This window comes from Pantoea sp. GM_Pan_3, from assembly GCF_026541045.1.
Taxonomy (GTDB): domain Bacteria; phylum Pseudomonadota; class Gammaproteobacteria; order Enterobacterales; family Enterobacteriaceae; genus Pantoea; species Pantoea anthophila.
Window position 1 is genome coordinate 419436 of sequence record NZ_JALNVA010000003.1, and the last position, 24204, is coordinate 443639.

The 24204-nt window shown below is 57.2% G+C and carries 19 protein-coding genes and 3 tRNA genes; 8 read left to right on the forward strand and 14 right to left on the reverse strand.

Annotation, left to right across the window (positions count from 1 at the left end; genetic code table 11):
• Nucleotides 1-270 precede the first annotated feature (270 nt).
• The 4 genes from OXR04_RS12480 to orn all read right to left on the reverse strand — a co-directional run bounded on the left by OXR04_RS12480 (nt 271) and on the right by orn (nt 1250).
• A tRNA-Gly gene (locus OXR04_RS12480) sits at nt 271-346 on the reverse strand.
• A 25-nt stretch (nt 347-371) separates the two neighbouring features.
• A tRNA-Gly gene (locus OXR04_RS12485) sits at nt 372-447 on the reverse strand.
• Between the two features lie 24 nt (nt 448-471).
• Nucleotides 472-547: transfer RNA gene (locus OXR04_RS12490), tRNA-Gly, on the reverse strand.
• A gap of 154 nt (nt 548-701) precedes the next feature.
• On the reverse strand, nt 702-1250 hold the full coding sequence (orn, locus tag OXR04_RS12495) for an oligoribonuclease (RefSeq protein WP_009087476.1): 549 nt from the start codon (nt 1248-1250) through the stop codon (nt 702-704).
• A 101-nt stretch (nt 1251-1351) separates the two neighbouring features.
• Between orn and rsgA the strand changes: the two genes are divergently transcribed.
• The 3 genes from rsgA to mscM all read left to right on the forward strand — a co-directional run bounded on the left by rsgA (nt 1352) and on the right by mscM (nt 6818).
• Complete coding sequence (rsgA, locus tag OXR04_RS12500) at nt 1352-2401, forward strand: small ribosomal subunit biogenesis GTPase RsgA (RefSeq protein ID WP_009087478.1); 1050 nt, start codon at nt 1352-1354, stop codon at nt 2399-2401.
• A 170-nt stretch (nt 2402-2571) separates the two neighbouring features.
• On the forward strand, nt 2572-3471 hold the full coding sequence (gene asd, locus OXR04_RS12505) for an archaetidylserine decarboxylase (protein WP_009087480.1): 900 nt from the start codon (nt 2572-2574) through the stop codon (nt 3469-3471).
• Nucleotides 3472-3485: 14 nt separating this feature from the next.
• A complete protein-coding gene (gene mscM / locus OXR04_RS12510) occupies nt 3486-6818 on the forward strand; it encodes a miniconductance mechanosensitive channel MscM (protein ID WP_046102617.1) in 3333 nt (1110 codons plus the stop codon).
• A gap of 289 nt (nt 6819-7107) precedes the next feature.
• Here the strand turns inward: mscM and mdh are convergent, their stop codons facing one another.
• Complete coding sequence (mdh, locus tag OXR04_RS12515; RefSeq protein ID WP_009087483.1) at nt 7108-8046, reverse strand: malate dehydrogenase; 939 nt, start codon at nt 8044-8046, stop codon at nt 7108-7110.
• A gap of 428 nt (nt 8047-8474) precedes the next feature.
• Between mdh and argR the strand changes: the two genes are divergently transcribed.
• The 4 genes from argR (at nt 8475) to yhcN (OXR04_RS12535) (ending at nt 10410) form a co-directional block, all read left to right on the forward strand.
• Nucleotides 8475-8945 (forward strand): transcriptional regulator ArgR, encoded by a 471-nt coding sequence (gene argR / locus OXR04_RS12520; RefSeq protein WP_009087485.1) that lies wholly within the window; start codon nt 8475-8477, stop codon nt 8943-8945.
• Nucleotides 8946-9453: 508 nt separating this feature from the next.
• Nucleotides 9454-9717, forward strand: a complete 264-nt coding sequence (gene yhcN, locus OXR04_RS12525; protein WP_058956518.1) for a peroxide/acid stress response protein YhcN — start codon at nt 9454-9456, stop codon at nt 9715-9717.
• A 74-nt stretch (nt 9718-9791) separates the two neighbouring features.
• On the forward strand, nt 9792-10055 hold the full coding sequence (locus OXR04_RS12530) for a YdgH/BhsA/McbA-like domain containing protein (protein WP_009087488.1): 264 nt from the start codon (nt 9792-9794) through the stop codon (nt 10053-10055).
• A 91-nt stretch (nt 10056-10146) separates the two neighbouring features.
• A complete protein-coding gene (gene yhcN, locus OXR04_RS12535; protein ID WP_009087490.1) occupies nt 10147-10410 on the forward strand; it encodes a peroxide/acid stress response protein YhcN in 264 nt (87 codons plus the stop codon).
• Between the two features lie 53 nt (nt 10411-10463).
• On the opposite strand, the gene OXR04_RS12540 is transcribed toward yhcN (OXR04_RS12535), so the two are convergent.
• The 5 genes from OXR04_RS12540 to aaeX form a co-directional block, all read right to left on the reverse strand.
• On the reverse strand, nt 10464-10733 hold the full coding sequence (locus OXR04_RS12540) for a hypothetical protein (protein ID WP_267369883.1): 270 nt from the start codon (nt 10731-10733) through the stop codon (nt 10464-10466).
• A 55-nt stretch (nt 10734-10788) separates the two neighbouring features.
• Nucleotides 10789-12240 (reverse strand): NAD-dependent succinate-semialdehyde dehydrogenase, encoded by a 1452-nt coding sequence (locus tag OXR04_RS12545; protein WP_267369882.1) that lies wholly within the window; start codon nt 12238-12240, stop codon nt 10789-10791.
• Nucleotides 12241-12353: 113 nt separating this feature from the next.
• The gene (gene aaeB / locus OXR04_RS12550; protein WP_046102620.1) at nt 12354-14306 is read right to left on the reverse strand and encodes a p-hydroxybenzoic acid efflux pump subunit AaeB; all 1953 of its coding nucleotides are present in this window, start codon (nt 14304-14306) and stop codon (nt 12354-12356) included.
• A 9-nt stretch (nt 14307-14315) separates the two neighbouring features.
• Nucleotides 14316-15248, reverse strand: a complete 933-nt coding sequence (aaeA, locus tag OXR04_RS12555; RefSeq protein WP_009087499.1) for a p-hydroxybenzoic acid efflux pump subunit AaeA — start codon at nt 15246-15248, stop codon at nt 14316-14318.
• A gap of 7 nt (nt 15249-15255) precedes the next feature.
• Nucleotides 15256-15459 carry a p-hydroxybenzoic acid efflux pump operon protein AaeX gene (gene aaeX / locus OXR04_RS12560; protein WP_009087501.1) on the reverse strand — a complete coding sequence of 68 codons (204 nt, stop codon included), beginning with the start codon at nt 15457-15459 and terminating at the stop codon, nt 15256-15258.
• 250 nt (nt 15460-15709) lie between these two features.
• On the opposite strand from aaeX, the gene aaeR reads away from it, so the two are divergent.
• Nucleotides 15710-16627, forward strand: coding sequence for an HTH-type transcriptional activator AaeR (gene aaeR, locus OXR04_RS12565; RefSeq protein ID WP_009087503.1), 918 nt, complete (start codon nt 15710-15712; stop codon nt 16625-16627).
• A 33-nt stretch (nt 16628-16660) separates the two neighbouring features.
• Here the strand turns inward: aaeR and tldD are convergent, their stop codons facing one another.
• The 4 genes from tldD to OXR04_RS12585 all read right to left on the reverse strand — a co-directional run bounded on the left by tldD (nt 16661) and on the right by OXR04_RS12585 (nt 24202).
• Complete coding sequence (tldD, locus tag OXR04_RS12570) at nt 16661-18106, reverse strand: metalloprotease TldD (RefSeq protein WP_009087505.1); 1446 nt, start codon at nt 18104-18106, stop codon at nt 16661-16663.
• Between the two features lie 64 nt (nt 18107-18170).
• On the reverse strand, nt 18171-22001 hold the full coding sequence (gene yhdP, locus OXR04_RS12575; RefSeq protein WP_267369880.1) for an AsmA2 domain-containing protein YhdP: 3831 nt from the start codon (nt 21999-22001) through the stop codon (nt 18171-18173).
• A gap of 148 nt (nt 22002-22149) precedes the next feature.
• Nucleotides 22150-23619, reverse strand: a complete 1470-nt coding sequence (rng, locus tag OXR04_RS12580; protein WP_009087509.1) for a ribonuclease G — start codon at nt 23617-23619, stop codon at nt 22150-22152.
• Entirely contained in the window at nt 23609-24202 is a 594-nt protein-coding gene (locus tag OXR04_RS12585; protein ID WP_167429631.1) for a Maf family protein, read from the reverse strand. Before OXR04_RS12585 ends, rng begins: the two co-directional genes overlap by 11 nt.
• Nucleotides 24203-24204: the final 2 nt, after the last annotated feature.

A 24204-nucleotide genomic window follows, 5' to 3' on the forward strand; every position in this document is an offset into this window, starting at 1 on the left:
CGGGCGTTTCACGCTGGAATAACAAATTGAAATATCCTCATAATCATAAATATCAATAACTTAAGAAAAAGTTGTGTTTATTTAATAATGAGTCTACCGCTTCGTTTTAACGATAAAGCTGTGGATAACTCTGTTCAGAAACATTTTACAGATCGCCGTAAAAGGCGCAGACGATGGGGTGCCGTGCTGTGGATAACCTTAGGCTGACAATCAAAATCAGACGACGATAAACCGTCGGATAACTGATCACAATGAGGTTGATGTTAAATCTGGAGCGGGAAACGAGACTCGAACTCGCGACCCCGACCTTGGCAAGGTCGTGCTCTACCAACTGAGCTATTCCCGCATAGAAGGGCACTGCTAAACAAAACTGGAGCGGGAAACGAGACTCGAACTCGCGACCCCGACCTTGGCAAGGTCGTGCTCTACCAACTGAGCTATTCCCGCAAAGAGGGTACTGCTGATTAAAACTGGAGCGGGAAACGAGACTCGAACTCGCGACCCCGACCTTGGCAAGGTCGTGCTCTACCAACTGAGCTATTCCCGCGCCTTGTACCGTCACTAAATTCTTCACCGGTACGGGGTGCGCATTATACGAGAAATCGTTGCTGCTGCAAGCGTCTGAAAGCAGAATTTTTCGTTTTCAGCGCGTTTGCCGATTAAATAGGCAACCTGGCGATTTCATGCGCACCCTTCGCGGATTAAAGCTGCAAAAAGTGTTCGCGGTAGTAAGCGAGCTCCGCCACTGACTCGCGGATATCATCCAGCGCCTGGTGTGTGCCGCCTTTTTTGAAGCCTGGCAGGATAGAGGGTTTCCAGCGGCGGGCCAGCTCTTTCAGGGTGCTGACATCCAGATAGCGATAGTGGAAGTACGCCTCCAGCTCAGGCATGTACTTAAACAGGAAGCGCCGATCCTGCCCGATGCTGTTGCCGCAGATAGGCGAGGTGTTCGCCGGCACCCACTGCTTCAGAAATTCCAGGGTAGCCAGCTCCGCCGCGCGATCGTCAATCGTGCTCGCCTTCACCCGCTCAACCAGACCGCTGTTGGTGTGGGTGCGGACATTCCACTCATCCATCAGCGCCAGCTGCGCGTCAGACTGATGAACCGCGATAACCGGCCCTTCCGCCAGAATGTTCAGGTTGGCATCAGTCACCAGGGTCGCAATCTCAATAATACGGTCGTGAGCCGGATCAAGCCCGGTCATCTCAAGATCAATCCAGATCAGGTTCTGTTCATTTCCAGTAGCCATGCTGTTTCCTGCGGTTGCTATAGTCGTCATTCACAATGAATAAGGTGTATCATAGACGTTTTGCCCAGCCGGGCGAAATCTGGCTAATGCTGTGAGGGTGAGTGAGTAAAAATAAACTGTCGAAGGGCCAACAACGCCGCGTAAGCGCTAACCACGATCGCCGTCTCAATCAGCGTAAAGAGCGCCCGGAAGCGGACGACAACCTGTTTGGGGAAGCCGCAGATGGGGTTGTTGTCAGCCGTTTCGGCATGCACGCTGACGTTGAGGATAGCGCAGGCGTTGCCCACCGCTGCAATATCCGCCGCACGATCCGTTCGCTGGTGACCGGCGATCGGGTGCTGTGGCGTCCGGCAACCAGCGGCGGCAAAGGGATTGTGGAAGCGGTGCATGAACGCACCAGTGTGCTGACCCGTCCCGATTTTTATGACGGTGTGAAGCCGATGGCGGCCAACATCGATCAGATCATTATTGTCTCTGCGATCCTGCCGGAGCTGTCGCTTAACATCATCGATCGCTATCTGGTGGCCAGCGAGACCCTGGAGATCGAGCCGCTACTGGTCCTCAACAAAACCGATCTGCTGGATGAGCGCGCACGCGCCGTGGTCGATGAGCAGATGGATATCTACCGTGCGATTGGCTATCGCGTAGTGATGGTCTCCAGCCGGGCGAAAAATGGCCTGGACGATCTCGAAGCCGCCTTAACCGATCGCGTCAGTATCTTTGCCGGTCAGTCCGGCGTCGGCAAGTCGAGCCTGCTGAACGCCCTGCTCGGCTTCGACAAAGAAGAGCAGCTCGCGATTCTGACCAACGAGGTGTCAGACGGCTCCGGCTTAGGTCAGCACACCACCACCGCCTCACGGCTCTATCACTTCCCGCACGGCGGGGATGTTATCGACTCACCCGGCGTGCGCGAGTTCGGCTTATGGCACCTGGAGCCGGAACAGATTACCCGCGGATTTGTCGAATTTCGCGCCTTCCTGGGTGCATGCAAATTCCGCGACTGCAAACATGGCAGCGACCCGGGCTGTGCGATTCGCGAAGCGGTGGAAGCCGGTAAAATTCATCGCTCCCGTTTCGACAACTACCACCGTATCCTGGAGAGCATGGCGCAGGTAAAAACGCGTAAAAATTTCCCTGACGGTGAGAGTTAACCGGTATAACCGCGTGATCCGGTCTGACCAGAAGATTTTGCGAGGTGCCTTCCATTAGGCGACCCAGACCGTGCAGCATGCGCGGAATCAGGTATAGTCGCCATCAGAACGGGGCACTGCTACAATCCGCTTCCTTTTTTTCAACGTCATAAAATAGCCAGGAGGCTAAGGTGTTTGATCGTTTAAAACTCGGCTTGAATCATATTCTCCCGAAGAAATGGCTGACTGAACTCGCCGGTTGGGGCGCCAGTCGCCGCGGTGGTTGGTTGACCAAACTGGTCATTGACATCTTTGTCTGGTTTTACAAAGTCGACATGGCGGAAGCACGAAAGCCCGACACCGCCAGCTATCGGACGTTTAATGACTTTTTCGTGCGTCCGCTGAAAGAGGATGCGCGTCCGGTGGATGCTGACGCCAGCCTGATCGCCCTGCCCGCAGATGGCGCTATCAGCCAGCTCGGCCACATCGACGGTGACCAGATTTTCCAGGCCAAAGGTCATCACTACTCGCTTGAAGCACTGCTGGCGGGTGATGAGCGAATGGCGGCCCGGTTTGTGGAGGGCGAATTCGTCACGACCTATCTGGCCCCGCGTGATTATCACCGCGTTCATATGCCGTGCAACGGTATCCTGCGTGAGATGATCTATGTGCCTGGCGATCTCTACTCGGTCAATCCGCTGACCGCGCGTAACATCCCGAATCTGTTCGCCCGTAACGAACGCGTCATCTGCTACTTTGAAACCGATATCGGGCCGATGGTGCAGATCCTGGTGGGCGCCACCATTGTTGGCAGTATCGAAACCGTCTGGGCAGGCACGATTACGCCACCGCGTGAAGGCGTAATTAAGCGCTGGCACTATCCGGCAGCGGATGATGAAGGCGCCGTGGTCCTGCTGAAAGGTCAGGAGATGGGTCGCTTCAAACTCGGCTCTACCGTCATCAACCTGTTCGCACCGGGCCGCGTTAAACTGGCTGAAAGCCTGGAAGCGGAAAGTAAAACCCGTCTGGGACAACCGCTGGCCCTGGCGCTGCCGGTCGCGACAGACCTCTCCGACGTCATCGTCGACTAAATTGAGTGTCCTCCGTGCGTTCGATTCTCCTTCTGCTGCTGAGCCTCTGGCTCAGCAGCCCGGCCTTTGCGGCCAGCCTTCCTGACGCCAGCCAGCTCAAACAGCAGCTGGAAGAGATAAAATCGGCCAAAAGCTCGCCCGCGCAGGCAGAGCAGATCCAGTCGATTGAAGCCGCCCTGAATTTCCTCTCTGAACGTGATGACTCCCTGGAGCGCGCAGCGCAGTATCAGCAGGTCATTGATGATTTTCCGCGTCTGGCGCGGGAGTTGCGTCAGCAGATCGCCACGCTCAGCGACAGCGGAAAAACAGTGCGCAGTAATATGAGCAGCGCCGAACTGGATCAGGAGATCCTGCAGGTCAGCAGTCAGCTTCTGGAAGAGGGGCGGCAGGCGCGCCAGGAGCAGGATCGGGCGCGGGAAATCAGTGATTCGCTGTCGCAACTGCCGCAGCAGCAGACGGATGCCCGCCGGGCGATGACGGAGAGTGAGCGTCGTCTGCAGAGTGCCAGCAACAGCAGCTCACCGCAGGGGCAGCTTCAGCTGGCGGCTCGCCAGGCGGAAAATGCGGCGAATAAAGCACTCGTCGATGAGCTTGACCTGGCACAACTCTCTGCCAATAACCGTCAGGAACTGGCGCGGATGCGGGCGGAAGCCCATCAGCGTAAAGCAACGCAGCTGGATAACTACCTGCAGGCGCTGCGCAATCAACTCAATGACCAGCGGCAACGCGAAGCCGAAGTTGCGCTGGCCCGCACCGAGCAGCTGGCAGAAAACAGCGGTGATTTGCCGCAGGACATCAGCGATCAGTTCCGGGTTAACCGTGAACTCTCTGTCGCTCTGAATCAGCAGGCGCAGCGGATGGATCTGGTCGCGTCGCAACAGCGTCTCGCCACTAACCAGATCATTCAGGTTCGTCAGGCTCTCTCGACGCTGCGTGAGCAGTCGCAGTGGCTGGGTGCCTCTAACCTGCTGGGTGAAGCGCTGCGGGCACAGGTTGCGCGACTGCCCGAGATGCCAAAGTCCCAGCAGATTGACAGCGAGATGGCGCAACTTCGCGTGCAGCGTCTCTACTACGAAGATCTGATGGCGCAGCAGGAAACCCTGCGTAAGGGGCATCAGGCCAATGGTCAGCCCTTTACCGCCGAGCAGAAGCGTATCCTCGATGCGCAACTCCGCACCCAGCGTGAACTGCTCAATTCGCTGATCTCCGGCTGTGACACGCTGATTCTGGAGATCACCAAGCTGAAGGTCGGCAATACTCAGCTTCAGGATGCGCTCAGTGAAGTCAAAGATGCGACGCACCGCTATCTCTTCTGGACCGCCGACGTCAGCCCGATTGGGCTGAGCTATCCGCTGGACCTGGCGAGAGATCTTTCCCGACTGCTGTCGCTGGATACGCTGGGTCAGCTTGGGAAAGCGATAGCAATGATGTTTACCAGTCGCAACACGGTGCTGCCAATTATTGGTGCGCTGCTGCTGGTTGGCTTCAGTATCAGTTCGCGCCGCCACTTCAATGCTTTTCTGGATCGTTCTGCCAGCAAAGTCGGCAAAGTGACACAGGATCGCTTTCGTCTGACCATCCGCACCGTGTTCTGGTCGATTCTGGTGGCGCTGCCGCTGCCGGTGTTGTGGGGTACGCTGGGGTATGGCCTGCAGAACGCCTGGCCCTACCCTATCGCAGTGGCGATTGGTGATGGCATTACCGCCACGCTGCCGCTGCTGTGGGCATTCATGATCAGCGCCGCCTTTGCCCGCCCCAACGGACTGTTCATCGTCCATTTCCGCTGGCCGCAGAACCGGGTCGCGCGCGCCATGCGCTACTACTCGCTGAGTATCGGGCTGATTGTGCCGCTGATCATGTTGCTTATCGCCTTTGGTAATCTTGAAGACCGGAAGTTCTCAGCATCGCTGGGCCGCCTCTGTTTCATCCTGATCTGCGGGGCCATCAGCATCGTCACCGTCAGCCTGAAGCGTTCCGGCATCCCGCTCTATCTCGATAAAGAGGGAAACGGCGATAACATAGTGAACCGGATGCTCTGGAACATGATGATCGCCATGCCGCTGATGGCAGCCCTCGCCTCTGCCGTAGGGTATCTGGCGACTGCGCAGGCGCTGCTGGCCCGTCTGGAAACCTCAGTCGCTATCTGGTTCCTGCTGCTGGTCATCTATCACATCATTCGCCGCTGGATGCTGATTCAGCGGCGGCGTCTGGGCTTTGATCGCGCCCGTCAGCGCCGTGCCGATATGCTGGCGAACCGGGCGCGCAGTGAAGAAGAGAAAGAGCAAGGCACCCAGAACACCGACGCGATTGAAGTCGAGGAGCCGGTGATCGACCTGGATGCGATCAGTGCGCAGTCGCTGCGGCTGGTGCGATCCCTTCTGACATTGATCGCCCTGGTCTCGGTGATTGTCCTGTGGTCTGAAATTCACTCGGCCTTCGGCTTCCTGGAGAATATCCAGCTGTGGGATGTCAGTACCTCCGTGCAGGGCGTGGAGTCGATTCAGCCGATTACCCTGGGGTCGGTGCTGATTGCCATTCTGGTGTTTATCATCACGACTCAGCTGGTGCGCAACATGCCAGCCCTGCTTGAGCTGGCGCTGTTACAGCATCTTAATCTGACGCCGGGCACCGGCTACGCCATCACCACACTGACCAAATATCTGCTGCTGCTGATTGGCGGACTCATTGGTTTCTCCATGATCGGCATCGAGTGGTCGAAGCTGCAGTGGCTGGTTGCCGCATTAGGTGTGGGACTGGGGTTTGGTTTGCAGGAGATTTTTGCCAACTTTATCTCAGGCCTGATCATCCTGTTTGAAAAACCGATTCGTATTGGCGACACCGTGACGATTCGCGACCTGACCGGCAGCATTACGCGGATTAACACCCGTGCCACCACCATTACCGACTGGGACCGCAAAGAGATTATCGTGCCGAACAAGGCCTTTATCACCGAACAGTTTATTAACTGGTCGCTCTCCGATTCCGTTACGCGTGTGGTGCTTACCATCCCGGCCCCGGCCAAAGTGAGCAGCGAACAGGTCACCACCATCCTGACGCAGGCGGCGGAACGCTGCAGTTATGTGCTGGATACACCGCAGCCGGAAGCCTTCCTCGTCGATTTGCAGCAGGGGATTCAGCTGTTTGAACTCCGGGTGCATGCCGCGGAGATGGGACATCGTATGCCCCTGCGTCACGAGCTGCATCAGCTCATCCTGCGCGGATTTGAGCAGCACGGTATTGAGATGCCGTTCCCGCCGTTCCAGATGCGCATGGAGACCCTGGGTAAGAAGCTGCCTGCCAGTAACGGGACACCGGCGGCCCGTGCCTATAAATCAGGTGGCCTGTAAGAGAGCATGCCTGGCAGAGTCGGGGGAATGTGAAGTTAAGCTGATAAAGTGTGCGCAGGGTGAATTTAACCGCGACGAATAAACCTGAAGCGAGGGGAACACGGTCAGAAGAGGAAAGCGTCCCGCACCAGGGATGGTGCGGGCCGAGCGTGTCATGGATGACGGCTTTTGCGTCTTTCCGATCTGACCGTGTTCCCCGCGCAGGCACCCTCTCACAGCCAGATGAACCCGAATTTGTCACAAACAAAACGCCCGGCCAAAGCCGGGCGTTTTCAGTCAGTGACGTCTGCTACTGCTTAACGAACGCCTCTCCCTGTTCGATATCTTTCTTCAGGGTTTCCAGCATGCCTGACAGCGCCTGCTGCTCATACGCACTGAGTGTACCGATAGGCTTGCGTTCAGCAATCCCGTTTTTACCCAGCAGCAGCGGCTGTGAGAAGAAGCGCGCATGTTCGCCCTCACCTTCCACATAGGCACACTCCACCACGTTCGCTTCGCCATTCAGCGCGCGTACCAGTGACAGCCCGAAACGCGCAGCTGCCTGCCCCATCGACAGCGTGGCCGAACCGCCACCGGCTTTGGCTTCCACGACCTCGGTGCCGGCGTTCTGAATACGTTTGGTCAGATCCGCCACCTCCTGATCGCTGAAGCTCACTCCTTTGACCTGAGAGAGCAGCGGCAGAATGGTCACGCCAGAGTGGCCGCCAATCACCGGCACTTCAACCTGGTCAGGCTGCTTGCCTTTCAGCGCCGCGACAAAAGTATTGGCGCGAATGATATCCAGCGTGGTGACGCCAAACAGACGGTTCTTATCGTAGACACCATGCTTTTTCAGCACTTCCGCCGCGATAGCAACGGTAGTGTTGACGGGGTTAGTGATCACCCCGATCAGGGCTTTTGGCGCGGTTGCCGCCACCTGTTCAATCAGGTTACGGACGATACCGGCGTTAACATTAAACAGGTCCGCACGATCCATACCGGGTTTGCGTGCGACACCTGCTGAAATCAGGACCACGTCGGCACCTTTCAGGGCTGGCGTCGCGTCTTCTCCGCTGAACCCTTCAATAGTGACGGCAGTGGGAATATGGCTGAGATCAACGGCAACACCCGGTGTCACCGGGGCGATGTCATACAGTGAGAGTGCTGAACCTGCCGGAAGCTGGGTTTTGAGCAGAAGTGCGAGCGCCTGGCCTATGCCGCCAGCGGCACCGAGAACGGCAACTTTCATTCTTGACTCCTTATTAAGGTGGGGCAGAGATGGGCCGAAATTCTATCTGTGTCAGACCTTAATCAACTGCTCAGGCGAAAATGATAATCCGCTGTTAATTCTACGTGTTTTCACACTTAATCGCCGGATTCAAAAGTTACTTATCATGTCGCCTGAATGACCGACAACCGTGCCGTCGTCAGACAGAGAACGGCTATGTTCGTTTTCTGTTACTACACCACCAATAGTATAACAACTTTGCAACCTTCGCCTTTCGGGGCTGTGACAGGGGTTTTGGTCTGAAGGGATTTATTTGCTATTATCGCCGCCCGCTAGCCGCCCGAACCCTGCTCATCAATCGACCGATTGCATAAAAATGCATTTAAATGCATAATCACCACTCTGCCGCGGGCGGATGCGCGGTTATTCTTTCTATTTATTGGTAACCTATGCGAAACCCATCGAAACAAGACGATCTGATCAAGGCTTTCAAGGCCTTATTAAAAGAAGAAAAATTCAGTTCCCAGGGCGAAATTGTTCAGGCGCTTCAGGATGAGGGCTTTGAAAATATCAACCAGTCCAAAGTCTCGCGGATGCTGACCAAGTTTGGCGCAGTGCGCACCCGTAATGCCAAAATGGAAATGGTCTATTGCCTGCCTGCCGAACTGGGTGTGCCGACGACCACCAGCCCGTTAAAAAACCTGGTGCTGGATATCGACTACAACGATGCGCTGGTGGTCATTCACACCAGTCCGGGCGCAGCACAGCTGATTGCACGCCTGCTGGATTCATTAGGAAAGTCGGAAGGAATTCTTGGCACCATTGCCGGGGATGACACCATCTTTATTACCCGTGCGCGTGACTTCACGGTCAAGCAACTGCATAGCGCGATCCTCAACCTGTTTGAACAGGAACTCTGATCGCTGACTGGCGGCCGGCCATCCTGCGCCTGGTCGTCAGTTCATCTCTCTGCCCGCGCTTTCTCTGCGGTTTGCGCTTCTCCTCTTCCCGTTACGCGCTCCTCTCGTGACTGCCGTTCTGCGAGGCTTGCCCCCGTTTTCAGGCAGCAGGCTGGTGGTCAGATAGCGTCGTCTGCTTCACCTTCTGCGCTATTTTACACTGCTTTACATCACTAATCCGGCCGCATTGCCCGGATCCAGATCAAACACCAGCCCGATATACCACCTTCTTTCGCACGAAACGTTAAAGTCATTTATCCCCTTGTTTCTGCTGTTAAAACACGCTCAAAGCTCATTTTTCACCCTGTTTTTATAACGTCCGGTTATTAAAAGTAGCCATAAGGATAAAGAATCACAAAAAAACATTATTAGCGCGGTATTAATTTCTGACGTTATTAGTCCTATACTTCTTTTCGTGATGCAAATCACACTAACTAAAAAGATAAAAACAGACGACGAGGAAAATTTCATGAACGTAAAAACTACCATCGCTGCTCTTAGCGTGCTCTCTGCCCTGTCATTCGGTGCTGTGGCAGCAGAATCTATCAGCGCCTCTCAGGCACAGGATCTGCAGGCTGTCGGCACCATCAGTGTCAGCGGCGTAGCGGGCTCACCGATGGATATCCGACAGAAACTGAGCGACAAAGCCGATCAGCAGGGCGCAAAAGCCTATCGCGTCATCGAGGCTTACAACAACGGCAATTACCATGCGACCGCCGCGCTCTATAACTAAGGCGTCGCCTCACTCCGTCTGACGCGATAAGCCGCGTGCCGGAGAGCGTAAGCAGAATTTCAGGAGAGCAGAAAATGAAAACCAAACTTGCCATCGCTGCACTGAGCATCGCCCTGTTTTCAGCAGGTGCCAGTGCCGCCAGCCTGGTTTCCAATGAACAGGCGCAGGGTTTGCAGTCAATGAACCAGACCATCAGCATTGCGGGCCGTAACGGCGACCAGACGCATATCCGTCAGGTTCTGTCGGAGAAAGCGGATGCGCAGGGCGCAAGCCACTATCGCATCATCGAAAACAACCAGGACAACACCTGGCATGTGACCGCTGAGCTGTATAAATAATTCACTGTGATGACGCCTTATGGCGTTGAAAATATCGACGACCCGCACCAATGATTAACCGCAGGTTGTTGAATGTAATGAGGAGACGAACATGAACATCAAAACAACCATCGCTACAGTCAGTCTGCTTTCCGTTATGGCGTTCGGCGCTTCCGCCGCGCAGCTGGTAACCGGCGATCAGACGCAGAACCTGCAGCCTGCGGGCACCGTAACCATCAGTGGTACTGCGGGCGCACCGATGGATTATCGCGCTGAACTGTCTCAGAAAGCCGATGAACAGGGTGCCAGCGCCTATAAAGTGATCGAGGCGCGCACCGGTGATAACTACCACATCACCGCACAGCTTTATAAGTAATTCCTCGTCACTATCATGACGAACCCTTTGGCCCCGCTCGCCGGGGCCTTTTTTCATCTGACGTTAAAGTGAAGCTGACCTTCCAGCTCCTCTTCAGCTTCATCAAAGAGTAAAATCAGGGCCCCATAACGCCGTCGCTGTCCTCTGCCCAGATTGATGAACTCAATCTCCAGCGGCATCGGGAGCAGATCCTCCGTCACCACATCCCATAACCCATCCAAATCGCAGATGCGACGCTCATCCAGCGCGAATCGCTCGCTGAACTGGCGGAAAAAATGGGCCTGGTCGACAATTTCATTAAAATCAAAACGCTCGGTTTTCATGCTGACGGCTCCCATGCTCCGTCTGCGGGCGACCTTCGCCGCCCGTGCCCTTCTGCTAGCCCAAACCGCCCAGATGCAGCGCTTTGACCTCCAGATACTCTTCCATGCCGAGTACCGACCCCTCACGGCCCAGACCCGACTCTTTGACGCCGCCAAAGGGTGCCAGCTCGGTTGAAACGGCACATTCGTTAATGCCGATCATGCCACTTTCCAGCGCCGCTGAGACGCGGAACACCCGCTGCAGATTCTGCGTGTAGAAGTAGGCGGCCAGGCCAAATGGCGTATCATTAGCGCGGCGGATCACCTCATCTTCATCATCGAAGCGGAAGCAGGCGGCAACCGGGCCAAAGGTCTCTTCCTGCGCGAGCTGCATCCCTTCGTGTGCTTCGGCGATTACGGTTGGCTGCCAGAAGTTGCCGCCCAGCGCATGGCGCTCGCCGCCTGCCAGCAGTTTGCCACCTTTTGCCAGCGCGTCATTGACGTGCTGCTCCACTTTCTCCACCGCCGACGCTTCAATCAATGGCCCGACAATCACGCCCTCGTCCAGACCATTACCCACCTTAAGCTTGTTCACCTCTGCGGCCAGCTGCGTGGTGAAACGATCGTAAACACTGTTGTGGATGTAGAAACGGTTCACACTGACGCACACCTGACCCGCATTGCGGAATTTGTTCGCAATAGCACCCTGTACGGCGGCATCGATGTCGGCATCGTCAAAGACGATGTAAGGCGCGTTACCGCCCAGCTCCATAGAAACTTTCTTCATGGTTTCGGCGGCATTGCGCATCAGCAGCTTGCCCACCTGGGTTGAACCGGTGAACGAGATCTTCCGCACCGCTTTGCTGGCCATAATGGCGTCGCTGATGGCATGGGTGTCACCCGCTACGGCGTTCAGCACGCCATCCGGGACGCCAGCCTGTTTCGCCAGGGCCAGCAGGGCAAAGGCGGAGAGTGGCGTGTTATTAGCGGGTTTAATGATCCCGGTACAGCCTGCGGCCAGTGCGGGCCCCAGCTTGCGGGTCAGCATCGCCATCGGGAAGTTCCACGGTGTGATGGCGGCCACAACGCCAATCGGTTCACGGGTGGCCAGGATGCGGGAACCCGCTTTGGCGGGCGGAATGATCTCGCCATTGGCTCGCTTCGCCTGTTCGGCAAACCACTGGATAAAACTGGCGGCATACTCCACTTCGCCCTCCGCCTCTTTAAGCGGCTTGCCCTGTTCCGTCGTCATCAGTTCGGCCAGCCAGCGTTTGTTCTCAATGATGAGCTGGTACCAGCGAGTGAGAATCTCAGCACGCGCTTTTGCCGTCTGCGCACGCCAGGCGGGAAAGGCGCGTTCTGCTGCGGCAATCGCCTGTTCCGTTTCAGCCTTGCCCGCTTTGGCGACCTGCGCAATGACCTCGCCGGTTGCCGGATTGGTTACATCAAAGGTGGATGCCGCCGGGTGCCACTGGCCGTCTGCCAGATAGCCGGTCTGAAACAGCTCGCTCTGTTGCAGTGATGTCATTGATTCGCTCCTGTCAGTTTTACGCTTGCGTCTGAAGAGTATAGTTGGCAAAAGCGACAGGTTTTGTGACGGGCGGGGATTGCGCAGGCCGCTGCCGATCGCAGCGGCCAGATTCAGATTTGGATGAGCGTGTTCTGGTACTTATCCAGCATCAAGGCCAGGCGTTTTACCGGTTCCGTAACGCTGACAGGCGCCTCGTAATGGACCAGTTTCTCCTGATAGAGGTCCAGCTCTTTCAGCAGGCGTTCAAAATAGTAGCGCCGCTTGTCATCGCTGCTGGCAGAGATGACCCGGTCAGCGGTATAGCGCAGCTGCCGGTGATAAGCAGAGAGATCCGCGTTGATCGGGATGTCTGCGTCACGCAGCCGCTGATGACCGATGATCAGCGTCAGGGCAATACGGTATTTATTGATATCGCCCGGAAACAGATTCAGCAGCAGAAACAGTTGCTGATAGAGGGCCGGCAGATGGTTTTCACGCCGACGCGCCTGATTAGTCGTCATGGCTGAAACCGCCGCATACATAAAGCGGTTCAGCAGCTTACGGCCGGTGCGGGCCTTCGATTTGTCTCGAATCAGCAGAATAACCATCATCGCCACAAAGCAGCCGATGACCTGGCCGAGCACATTGTCGAGAAAGACGTTGATGTGGAACTGCATCGGATTATCGAGAACCAGCACGTTAAGCGTGCCGATCAGCGCCCCCAGTGTGCCGAGCTGACGCCGCTGAATGAAGATGCCACCGATAAAGCCCAGCAGGCCGATGGCGATGCAGAGCAGCAGTGCGCTCTGCTGGGTCGAGGGGAGCACATACATAAAGTAGAGCGCGCCCAGCGGCACCGCAACCGTCATGCCGTAGAGAAAATCTTTTGCCATCATCAGTGGATTAGGCATACGCATCGCCAGCGCAGTGATAACCGCCAGCATGACCATACAGCCGCTGCCCGACGTCCAGCCGGTGTAGAGCCAGAACAGGGAACCCAGCGCGGTCGCCACAAAGGTGCGGATACCGTTGATCATCGCATGGTGTGTTTCGGCGGAGCGCGCCTGAATCACCACCTCGCGCTGCAGGATCTCCTCCTCCAGCGACGTGATCCGGCTGTTACTTCGGATGCCTTTCAGCAGCAGCAGATATTCCGTCGCGGCACCCACCCAGCTGCTCAGCGTCACCGGGGCCGTTTTATCTCTGGCCCCCATCACCCGCCGCATCACCTTCATCCGCTTGTGCACCTCGTCAACCGTCGTGGCGGGCTTCTCAATCATCAGGCGATACTGAGGGGGGATGTAGTCCGGACGCGAATTCTGGATCAGAAAGGTTTCGGCTGCCTGCGTAATCAGGGTCAGCGACAGGGTATTAAGCATCTGCAGCCGGCGGTTACTGTTCTTCCAGCGTGACGACTCCATCATCAGCTGGCTGCGCATGCTGTTAAGGGCGGTGGTGCGCCGGACCAGCGCGCTCCAGGCTTTATCGACCTCCTCTTTGTCACCGTGGGCGACGCAGAGCTGCAGCAGCTGATAGTGCGCCACCAGCAGCGAGTCGACCTCCGCGTCGATCACTTTTTTGATCGAGCGTGGTGAGAAGATCATGTCGGCCAGAATGGCACACAGAATGCCGAGCACGATTTCACTGCAGCGCTCGACCGCATATTGCGGCACCAGGGTCAGACCGCCGCTGGCGTCAGCGGTCACCACGATAATCAGCGCGGTGTAGCCCGCCAGTCCCAGTGCGTAAGAGTTTTCAACTTTGATCAGCGAAGAGAGCCAGACGCAGAGCCCTGCCCAGATGCAGCACAGCAGCAGCATCACAACCGGCGCACGAACGGTGGCGATCATGATAGTCAGCGCGGCGATACAGCCGATAAAGGTCCCGATAATACGCAAAACGCCACGGTAGCGAAGCGCCCCCGAATAGGGATCGCCCCCCGCTGCAAACGCGGTGCCGCCCGCCACAATACCGGCAGTCATCACCGCCCAGCGCGGCGTTTCGAGGTTGAAGTGAAAGCCGACCATCAGTGCTAACACCAGCGCAAAGGTCAGCTTTACCGGGAACCGCAGGAACTCAATCATATCGCCCTCTTAACCAAACTCACGCAGGCGATTAAACAGGCGGACCATCGGTGAAACCTGCTCAGGCTGACGATCGGCCTGACCGGTAATGACCACGGTCGCCGTTGTCCCGGCCGGGAAGCGGTTGCCGGGCTGCTGATCCAGACGGATGCGCACCGGAACACGCTGCGCCAGACGGACCCACTCCAGGTTGGAATCGACCGTTGCCATACCTTTACTGTCAACCGAGCTGCTGCTGTTGGTGACACCGGCCGCCACACTATCTACGGTCCCCCGCAGCACAATGTTGCTGCCAAGTGGCGTCACTTCCGCACGGAAGCCCTTCTCTACGCCATGCAGCTTGGTCTCTTCCAGATAGGCCAGCACATAGTAGGAGTGCTGCTGCACCAGGGCGACCGCCACAGAGCCGCGGGTAATGAACTCGCCCTGATAGACATTCAGGTTGGTGACCCAGCCATCGGAGGGCGCTTTCACGGTGGTGCGCTCCAGATCGATCTTCGCCAGATCGCGTGTCGCCACCGATTTCGCCAGCTGATGTTCGCTGGTCTGCAGATCGTTGTTGGACTGCTCAATCGCCTCGCGCGACATCGCCGAAGTGCCGAGCTGGTTACGGCGGCCGGCTTCGCGCCGTTTCTCACTCACCAGCGCCTGGTAATATTCCACGTCTGCCTGAGCCTGCTCGAGCGCCTTTTGATAGCGTGGGCGGTCAACCACAAACAGCGTGTCGCCCTTCTTCACCAGTTGGTTGTCGTGCACCGGAACGTCGGTGATCAGGCCGGTCACGTCAGGTGAGATCGCCACTACGTCTGCCGCGAAGCGCGCATCACGCGTCCAGGGGGATTCGGTATAGAACACCCAGGCACGGAAGATGATAACCACAGCAATAATGACCAGCAGGAGTGTAATCGCGTAACGCGCGATTTTTCTTATGAGTGCTTTCACTTAAACCTCAGACTAATAAACGGGAGACAAGGTAAAACACACAGCAGTAAAGCGCTGTATTAAAAAGTGCCGGATGCCAGACAAGATCGTAAATACCGCTCGGCGTCAGCACACGTTTCACTAACCAGAACAGCATCAGTGAGAGAATAAGTTCGATGAATACGGGCGGAAACGAGAGCCCAAACATGACAAATACCGGAAGCACACTCATCAGAAATCCTTAGTTCAACCTTGCCGGGAGTCTCCTTTGCCTTTTCAGCTGTCACAGCAAACCCAGCTGTCACAGCAAACCCAGCTGACAGCGCGATACAAACCGCAGCTGGCTTAATAATAGCGTATCATCACAGGGCATCAGGCAATGAAGAGTCACCGGGAGATACCCCGGCGCGCTTATAATAACGCGCCTGACTATAAGTTTTCTACAGAATGTGATCTAAATCACTTTTAAGCCAGAGTAAATAATGGAACGACTGAAGGGCATGTCTGTCTTCGCCAAAGTGGTCGAACTTGGTTCGTTTACCGCGGCGGCGCGTCAGCTTCATCTGAGTGTCTCCTCAATCAGCCAGATCGTCGCGAAGCTGGAAGATACGTTACAGGTTAAGCTGCTGAATCGCAGTACCCGCAGTATCGGGCTCACCGAAGCGGGCAAAATCTACTATCAGGGCTGCCGCCGTATGCTGGCGGAAGCGACGCAGGTGCATGAACAGCTTTATGCGTTTAACAACACGCCCATTGGGGTGCTGCGTATCGGCAGCTCCTCGACCATGGCACAGAACGTGTTAGCGGGCATGACCAGCGATATGCTGCGCGACTATCCGGGGCTGAGCGTAAACCTGGTGACCGGCGTCCCCGCTCCGGACCTGATCGCGGACGGTCTGGACCTGGTGATTCGGGTCGGGGCCTTAAAAGATTCCAGCCTGTTTTCACGTCGCCTTGGCGCGATGCCGATGGTGGTGTGCGCCGCCAGGAGCTATCTGGCGCAGCATGGCACGCCGGAGAAACCGGGGGATATCGATAACTTTTCCTGGCTGGAATACAGCGTACGGCCCGACAACAACTTCGAGCTGATTGCGCCAGAAGGCATCGTCACCCGGCTGGCCCCGCAGGGACGGTTTGTCACCAATGATTCGCTGACACTGCTACGCTGGCTGAAGTCCGGTAACGGCATCGCCTATGTGCCGATGATGTGGGTGATTGATGAGATCACCGCAGGTGAGGTCGATATTCTCTTTCCGCAATATCAGTCCGATCCGCGACCGGTCTATGCGCTCTATACCGAGAAGGATAAGTTGCCGCTCAAGGTACAGGTCTGTATCGACTATCTGACCGGCTATTTTGAGCAGGTTGCGGAACAGTATCAGCTGCACCGCAAAAGCTGACAACCCGCCAGCGGGCGGGTTGTCGGGGTCACATCAGGCGGTGCCGCCGATGGTGAGTTTGTCCAGCTTCAGCGTTGGCTGACCCACACCGACCGGCAGGCTCTGCCCCTCTTTGCCGCAGACGCCCACGCCTTTATCCAGCGCCAGGTCATTGCCGACCATCGAGATCTGCTGCATCGCTTCAATACCGGAGCCGATCAGGGTTGCACCTTTAACCGGTTTGGTGATCTTGCCCTTCTCAATCAGATAGGCCTCTGAGGTGGAGAAGACAAACTTGCCGGAGGTGATATCCACCTGACCGCCACCAAAGTTGGGCGCATAGATGCCATATTCAACGCTTTCGATGATGTCCTGCGGCGTTGATTTGCCGGCCAGCATATAGGTGTTGGTCATACGCGGCATGGGCAGATGCGCATAGGATTCGCGGCGACCGTTACCGGTCGGGCTGACGCCCATCAGTCGCGCATTCAGCTTGTCCTGCATGTAGCCTTTCAGCACGCCATTCTCAATCAGCATGTTGTACTGACCCGGCACGCCTTCGTCATCGACCGCCAGTGAACCCCGCAGCCCTTCAAGGGTGCCGTCATCCACCACGGTGCAGAGTTCTGACGCGACCTGCTGACCGATTTTACCGCTGAACACGGAGGTGCCACGGCGATTGAAGTCGCCTTCCAGACCGTGCCCCACCGCTTCATGCAGCAGCACGCCAGGCCAGCCCGCGCCCAGCACCACCGGCAATGCGCCCGCCGGGGCCGCCACGGCAGAGAGATTAACCAGCGCCATGCGAACGGCTTCACGCGCCCAGGCATCTGCACGCACTTCGCCATTCTCATCGGCCAGGAAAAACGCATAACCGGTGCGTGCACCGCCGCCGCTGGCGCCGCGCTCACGCTTACCCTGATCTTCCACCTGGACGCTGACAGAGAGACGCACCAGCGGACGGACATCCGCCGCCAGCGTGCCATCCGTCGCAGCCACCAGCACCTGCTCGTAAACGCCGGTCAGACTGGCATTAACCTCCTGCACGCGCGGGTCCGCCGCACGGGCCACCTGGTCAACGCGATGCAGCAGCGCAATTTTCTCTTCACGCGTCAGGCTGTTTAGCGGATCGACCGCCGGATAAAGCGAACGGTTCATGACGGCAGAAAGCGTATGTGCCTTGCCGTTGCCCTGTTCACGGACAATGCTGCGAGCGGCGTCAGAGGAGAGACGCAGCGCATTCAGCGTAATCTGGTCTGCATAGGCGAAGCCGGTTTTTTCACCGCTGACCGCGCGAACGCCCACGCCCTGGTCGATATGGTAAGAGCCATCTTTAATGATTTTGTCTTCCAGCACCCAGGATTCGTGGAAGCTGGACTGAAAATAGAGATCGGCATAATCCAGACGACGTTCTGAAAGCTGCCCTAACAGGGAAAATAGGTCCTGCTGATTAATGCCGTTAGCAGTCAGTAACTGCTCACTTACCAGGTTCAGAGTCATCGTTTCTCACTCATTATGTGCTCAGATAATCATAGCCTGCGGTAATTCAGGTACGGCGTCAAATTCACTTGTTATCTGTTTCACGCGGTTTACGCAGCACTTCATTGATTTCCGGTTTATCCAGCGGCCCGCTGATGTGATAACGCAGCAACGATATCCTGTTCCACAAGGGAGCCAGCACCTTACTGGCGGCGAAAACCGCCGCGCCCACCACCGGGTTAATCGCGAAGGCGGTCGCGACACCCACCGAGGCGGAGATCTCCGGCGCCACCACCGCTTCCATATCGATCTGACGTTTCACCAGGTCGAGATTGCCCTGCATAGCGATGTCAGCTTCCAGCCCATCCACCAGCAGATTATCAGTGCGCATCACGCCGTTCTCGATCCAGGCCGTGCCATTAATCGAATCGAAGTAGAACGCGTTGGTAAAGGTGTCGCTGAAATCGAAGCGCAGCTTGCGCAGCAGTGCATCAAAGCTCACCAGTCGCAGGATCTTGCCAGCCGTGCCGGTGTCCACATCCGCAATCTGGCCTTTGCCAAAGTGTGTTTTCAGGGTGCCACTCAGCGTCTCTGCGGAGGGCTGCCAAGGCGCCGACCGCCAGTGCAGGTCATAGGCAATGTCGAATGGCGCATCACGCAGCGGCGTATTCACACCAAACCAGTTGGTCGCATTATTGATATTAGGACCTTTCAGCGTGCCCTTCAGCGAGGTGCGCGGGTCGTTCGGGCGATTTACCCACTCCCCGCTGATTTTCAGCTGTGAACTGCCGGTATCCACCTTGCCGTTAGTAAGCGCTAACGTATCCCCTTTGGGTTGCAGCATCGCAGAGACCTGACCATATTTCTGCCCCAGTACCCAGCACTCTTTACAGCGCAGTTGCAGAGCCGGCCACTGACTGAAATTAATATTACTGGCCTGCTGAGTGCTCGCTTTGCTGCCTCTCGTCGTCTCGCTGTTCCACTGCGGATTGTAATAAAGGTAATCCAGATTCACCTGCCACGGGGATTGTGGTGCCATCGACAGCTCACCACGCAGCTCCTGCGCCCTGACGCTGACGTTGCCACTGCCGGCTGAACGCTGTGCCAGCGTCGCCTCAACCTCATGCCACTGCTGCCCCGCCAGCGTGACCGCCGGACTGCGCAGCGTGATATTGCCGGGCAGCGTCACGCCGCCGGTCTGGAAATCGCTGCCGCCACCTGACGACCTGCCGCCCGTTGCGCCTCCGGCTGCCAGCATCCCGACCCAGGCTTCGCCATCCAGCGCAGGCAGATTCAGCACCATTCCGGCTTGGTCGGGCAGCTCGGGTTTCTTCTGGGCATCATTCAGCCAGATGCCGCGATCCACGCGCAGCGTCGGCTCCAGCAGCCAGCGGCTGTTAAAACGGTGGTTTGCGCTGACGCTGCCGCTGAGATCGAAGTGGTTCAGGTCGCCGCTGGCCTCAATGGTAACCGGCATCGTCTCACCGGCTTTCTTGTCGAGCGGTGCAGGTAAGCGACTACTCACTTCTTTTGCATTACCGTTCAGGGCGACTTCATAGCGCGCTCCGCCATGATGGGGTAGCGTGATATCGACGTTCCCCTGCCAGGGCAGATGTCCGCCCAGTTGCTTACTGACGGCGGCCGGAATCGGGCTGATTCTGGCCGGTTGCCAGTCGCCCTGCAGTTTGACGTTAACGCCAAAATCATCCGGGTTCTCGGTGGTGCTGAACCGGACGCCCAGGGGCTGACCAAACCAGTTCGCCTGCAAATCTTCACTGGCCAGATTGCCGTTATCGTAACGGAAGCGGCCAGAGAGGTTAGCGATAGTCGTTTTTAACGGTTTGATATACAGCGAGTTGTTATGCAGATCGACATTGCCGCGCGCGTGCACCTGCTTACCGTCCAGTGGAATATCGAGATTCAGATGCCCCCCTACGCCGCCCGTGATTTGCAGCTGCTCCAAGGCGGCACCCAGCGACGACTTCAGCGGAGTCTGCTGAAAATAGTCCGCGACCTGCGGGCCTTCGCCATGGATATCCCCATCGATGATCAGCTTCTCTTTCAGATAGTCAGGAATGACCGCGCTGACGTTGTGCGCTTCGACGTCACCCAGCCGGGCGACCGGGGCATGCATCCACAATCCGTCATTCAGGAAGTTGAGGTCGATATCCAGATTGCTGATCGCCGGCCATTTGGGCTGAAACGCGTAGGTTGCCTGGCGCAGCGGCACCCAGACCTGGAACATGCCATCGTTGTGTTTAAACGGGAACAGCGCCGGGTTACCGGCAAACAGCAGCGTGGCGTTGTCGACTTTGCCCCCCTTCACGGCCCCGCTCAGATAGTGCGTGAGTCCCCTGCCCATCAGCGGCACCGGGAAATAGCGCCAGGCATCGCCTGCATCAGTGACCCGGATACCGGCCAGAATATCGAGACGCGGCTCCGCGCCACGGTTCTGCTGATAACTGAAGTCGCCCCGCGCCCGGAGTGAGCGCGCCTGCAGATCCAGATCCTCACCCGCCAACGTCAGGCCATGTTCATCGCGCAGCCAGCGCAGCGCCCCGGTGACCCGTTTAATCTCCAGCGGTGCCTGGAACATGTCACCATAGGGGACGGTGGCGGTTCCCATCGCCACACTGACCTGACCATTGCTCAGACTGCCGCGAGCCTCCCCGCTCAACCGACTGATGCCCGGCAGCAGCTTCCACTGCTGCCAGCTGAAATCGTGCCATTTCACCTGCAGGCGGGTCTTTTCTGGCTGATCTAACGGGATATCCAGCGCCAGTCCCTCAACGGTGCCCTGTGGCTGTAACTTCTGCCAGTTTTCAAACAGCGCCGGAGAAAGCGGTGCGAAAAGGGGAATAACAGGGGCAAGATGACGCAGCACCAGCTGTGTGGCGCGCACCCGGACCTCAGGCTGGCCGTCAGTGCCCGACATCTGCTTATCCTCAGGACGCCAGAGCAGGGAGAAGTGACCGGCGGGCCAGGTCTGGCCGTCGGTGCTGAGGCGGGTCTGCGGCACATTGACCACCCAGCCATTCCGGAAGCGCGACAGATGCGCGGTCAGCCCGTCAACCTCAATCCGGTGTGGTCCGCTTTCGCCCTGCCAGCTGGCACCGCCCTGACGCAACAGCAGATCGCCGGCATAGATGTCGCCATCGCGCAGGTTCACCCACGCCGCCAGACTGAAGCGGGCGCTGTCGAGCCGGGTATTGTCGCGCATCCAGCGACCCAGCCACGGACGCACATCGACATCGTCGGCCTGCATCCAGATACGCCCGTCATTCAGTAAACCGTTGCTGTCGTTGAGATCGAGCCGCACCTGAACCACACCGTGCTGGCCGGTAAAGCTCGACAGGCTCACTTCCCCTTCTGCCCGGTGGCGGGTTTTCTCATTCAGCCAGGTCAGGCGCGGAATGGCCAGCTCGGCATGCTGACCGGACGGCGTGCGGAAACCGATGGTGCTGTCGCGCAGGTCAAAGTGGTCAAACTGCCGCAGGAAAAGTTCGTTGATTTGCGCCGGACGGAAACTGTTTTTCTCTTTATCGTTGTCGAGTAAGGGACGATTCGTGTCGAGATGCAGCTGCCAGAAAGTGAGGTCGCGGAACTGCCAGCGCCAGTGCAGCAGGGATTGCCAGACGTCGAGGGCAAGATTGATGCGTGAGATGGTGAGTTTGCCGTTCTCGTGGAGATCGACGCTGAGATCGCGAACCTGCAGGGTGGGACCGAAATTTTCCCATTTGCCCTGCAGCTGACTGGCGCTGACCGGAACGCCGCTGCGATCGGAGATAAATTGCAGAAGGTTGCTGCGATAGCTGTCGAGATGCGGCATCACCAGACGCAATCCGCTGACCAGCAGCGCGACAATCACGATGATTGCCGCGACCAGCAGTAACAAAATCCTCGGCAACTGCCTCACTCACGCCTCTCCTTGTGTTCCGCAAACGACGGATAGTTGGCTCTCGTACCCGACCGTCTTCAGACAAAAGCGGTAAAACACGCATTTTATCCCAAACAAGGGCGTTTTTTCAGCCCGGCAGCCGGAGAAACCAGTGCGCGGGCCGGCGTTACATCATGACAACGTCGAACTGCTCCTGAGTGTAGAGCGCTTCGACATGCACTTTAACCTGCTTGCCGACAAAGATTTCGACCTCCGCCAGGGCATGAGACTCATCGCTTTTCAGCGCCTCCCCTACCGTCGGCGAAACATAGACCAGGAAGCGATCGGAATCGTAGGCGTGATGAACGCGGACAATCTCACGCATAATCTCATAGCAGACCGTCTCAACCGTTTTCAGCGTGCCGCGTCCCTTACAGACCGGGCAATCCTGACAGAGGATATGCTCGATGCTTTCACGGGTTCGCTTGCGCGTCATCTCCACCAGCCCCAGCGCCGAGAAACCATTAATGCCGGTTTTCACCCGATCCTTGCTGAGTGCGCTCTCCAGCGAATGCAGCACCCGGCGCCGATGATCTTCATTATTCATATCAATGAAGTCGATGATGATGATGCCACCCAGATTACGCAGTCGCAGCTGGCGGGCAATCGCCTGCGTCGCTTCCACATTGGTGTTAAAGATCGTCTCATCCAGATTGCGGTGGCCGACGAAGGCACCGGTGTTGATGTCGATGGTGGTCATCGCTTCGGTCTGATCGATGATCAGATAGCCACCCGACTTCAGTTCAACCTTACGATCCAGCGAGCGCTGAATTTCATTTTCGACATCAAACAGGTCAAAGATAGGCTGTTTGCCATTGTAGAGCTCCAGCTTACCCGCCATTTCCGGAATATATTCCGCAGTAAACTCCACCAGCATTTCACAGGTCAGACGGGAGTCGACCCGGATGCGATCCAGGGCGGCCCCGGCAAAATCACGCAGAATACGCTGCGCCAGCGCCAGCTCACCGTAGAGCAGGCAGCGGGTCTGGTTACGCTTTTTGCGTTCGCTGACTTTGGTCCAGAGACGCTTGAGAAACGCGGCGTCCTGCGCCAGCTCCTCTTCTCCAATCCCCTCTGCGGCGGTACGGATGATAAAGCCGCCCAGGTCGTCACAGTAGTCTGCCACCACCGCTTTGAGCCGCTCGCGCTCTTTTTCACTCTCAATGCGCTGAGAGACACCCACATGCGATGCCCCTGGCATAAAGACCAGATAACGCGACGGCAGCGTGATGTCGGTGGTCAGCCGGGCCCCTTTGGTACCCAGCGGATCTTTGACCACCTGCACCACCAGATCCTGACCCTGGCGCACCAGCTCGGCGATGTCGCGAACAACAAAATTTTTCTTTTCGTCACCCGCGACACACTCGGTGTGCGGCATGATGTCTGAGGCGTGCAGAAAGGCGGCTTTTTCCAGGCCGATATCAACAAAGGCGGCCTGCATGCCGGGCAGTACACGGCTTACTCGTCCCTTGTAAATATTGCCCACAATGCCGCGCCGCGCCTCACGTTCAATGTGAATCTCCTGAAGGATGCCGCCGTCGATATAGGCAACCCGCGTTTCAGAAGGCGTGACGTTAACCAGTAATTCAGCCGTCATGGTGACCCCTTACGGCACGCAGTGACTGGAAATGGCTGAGTAACTCCGCTGTCTCAACCAAAGGTAATCCGACCACCGCGTGGTAGCTTCCATTAATTTTGCGGACAAAATTTCCGCCCCTGCCCTGGATTCCGTAGGCTCCCGCTTTATCCATCGGTTCGCCGGTCGCAATATAGTCGTCGATGTCGGTGGCGGTCAGGGTGCGGAAGGTCACATCCGTCGTCACCACGCAATCCAGCGCCTGCTGACGATCGGCCAGCGCCACCGCCGTCATCACCTGGTGCGACTGTCCGGAAAGTTTGCGCAGCATCTCGCGGGCATCATCAGCATCGCGCGGCTTCTCCAGTACGCTGCCATTCAGCACCACGATGGTATCGGCGCCCAGCACCGGCAGATCCTGCGCGGCCAGTCTGACGCCAGCCTGTGCTTTGTCATTGGCCAGACGGCGCACATAGGCCTCTGCCGCTTCATCCGGCTGACGCTGCTCTTCAACGTCCGTCACAAGGCGCTCGAAGGTCAGCCCAAGCTGAGTTAACAGCTCACGCCGACGCGGTGAACCGGAAGCAAGATAAAGGGTTACCATAA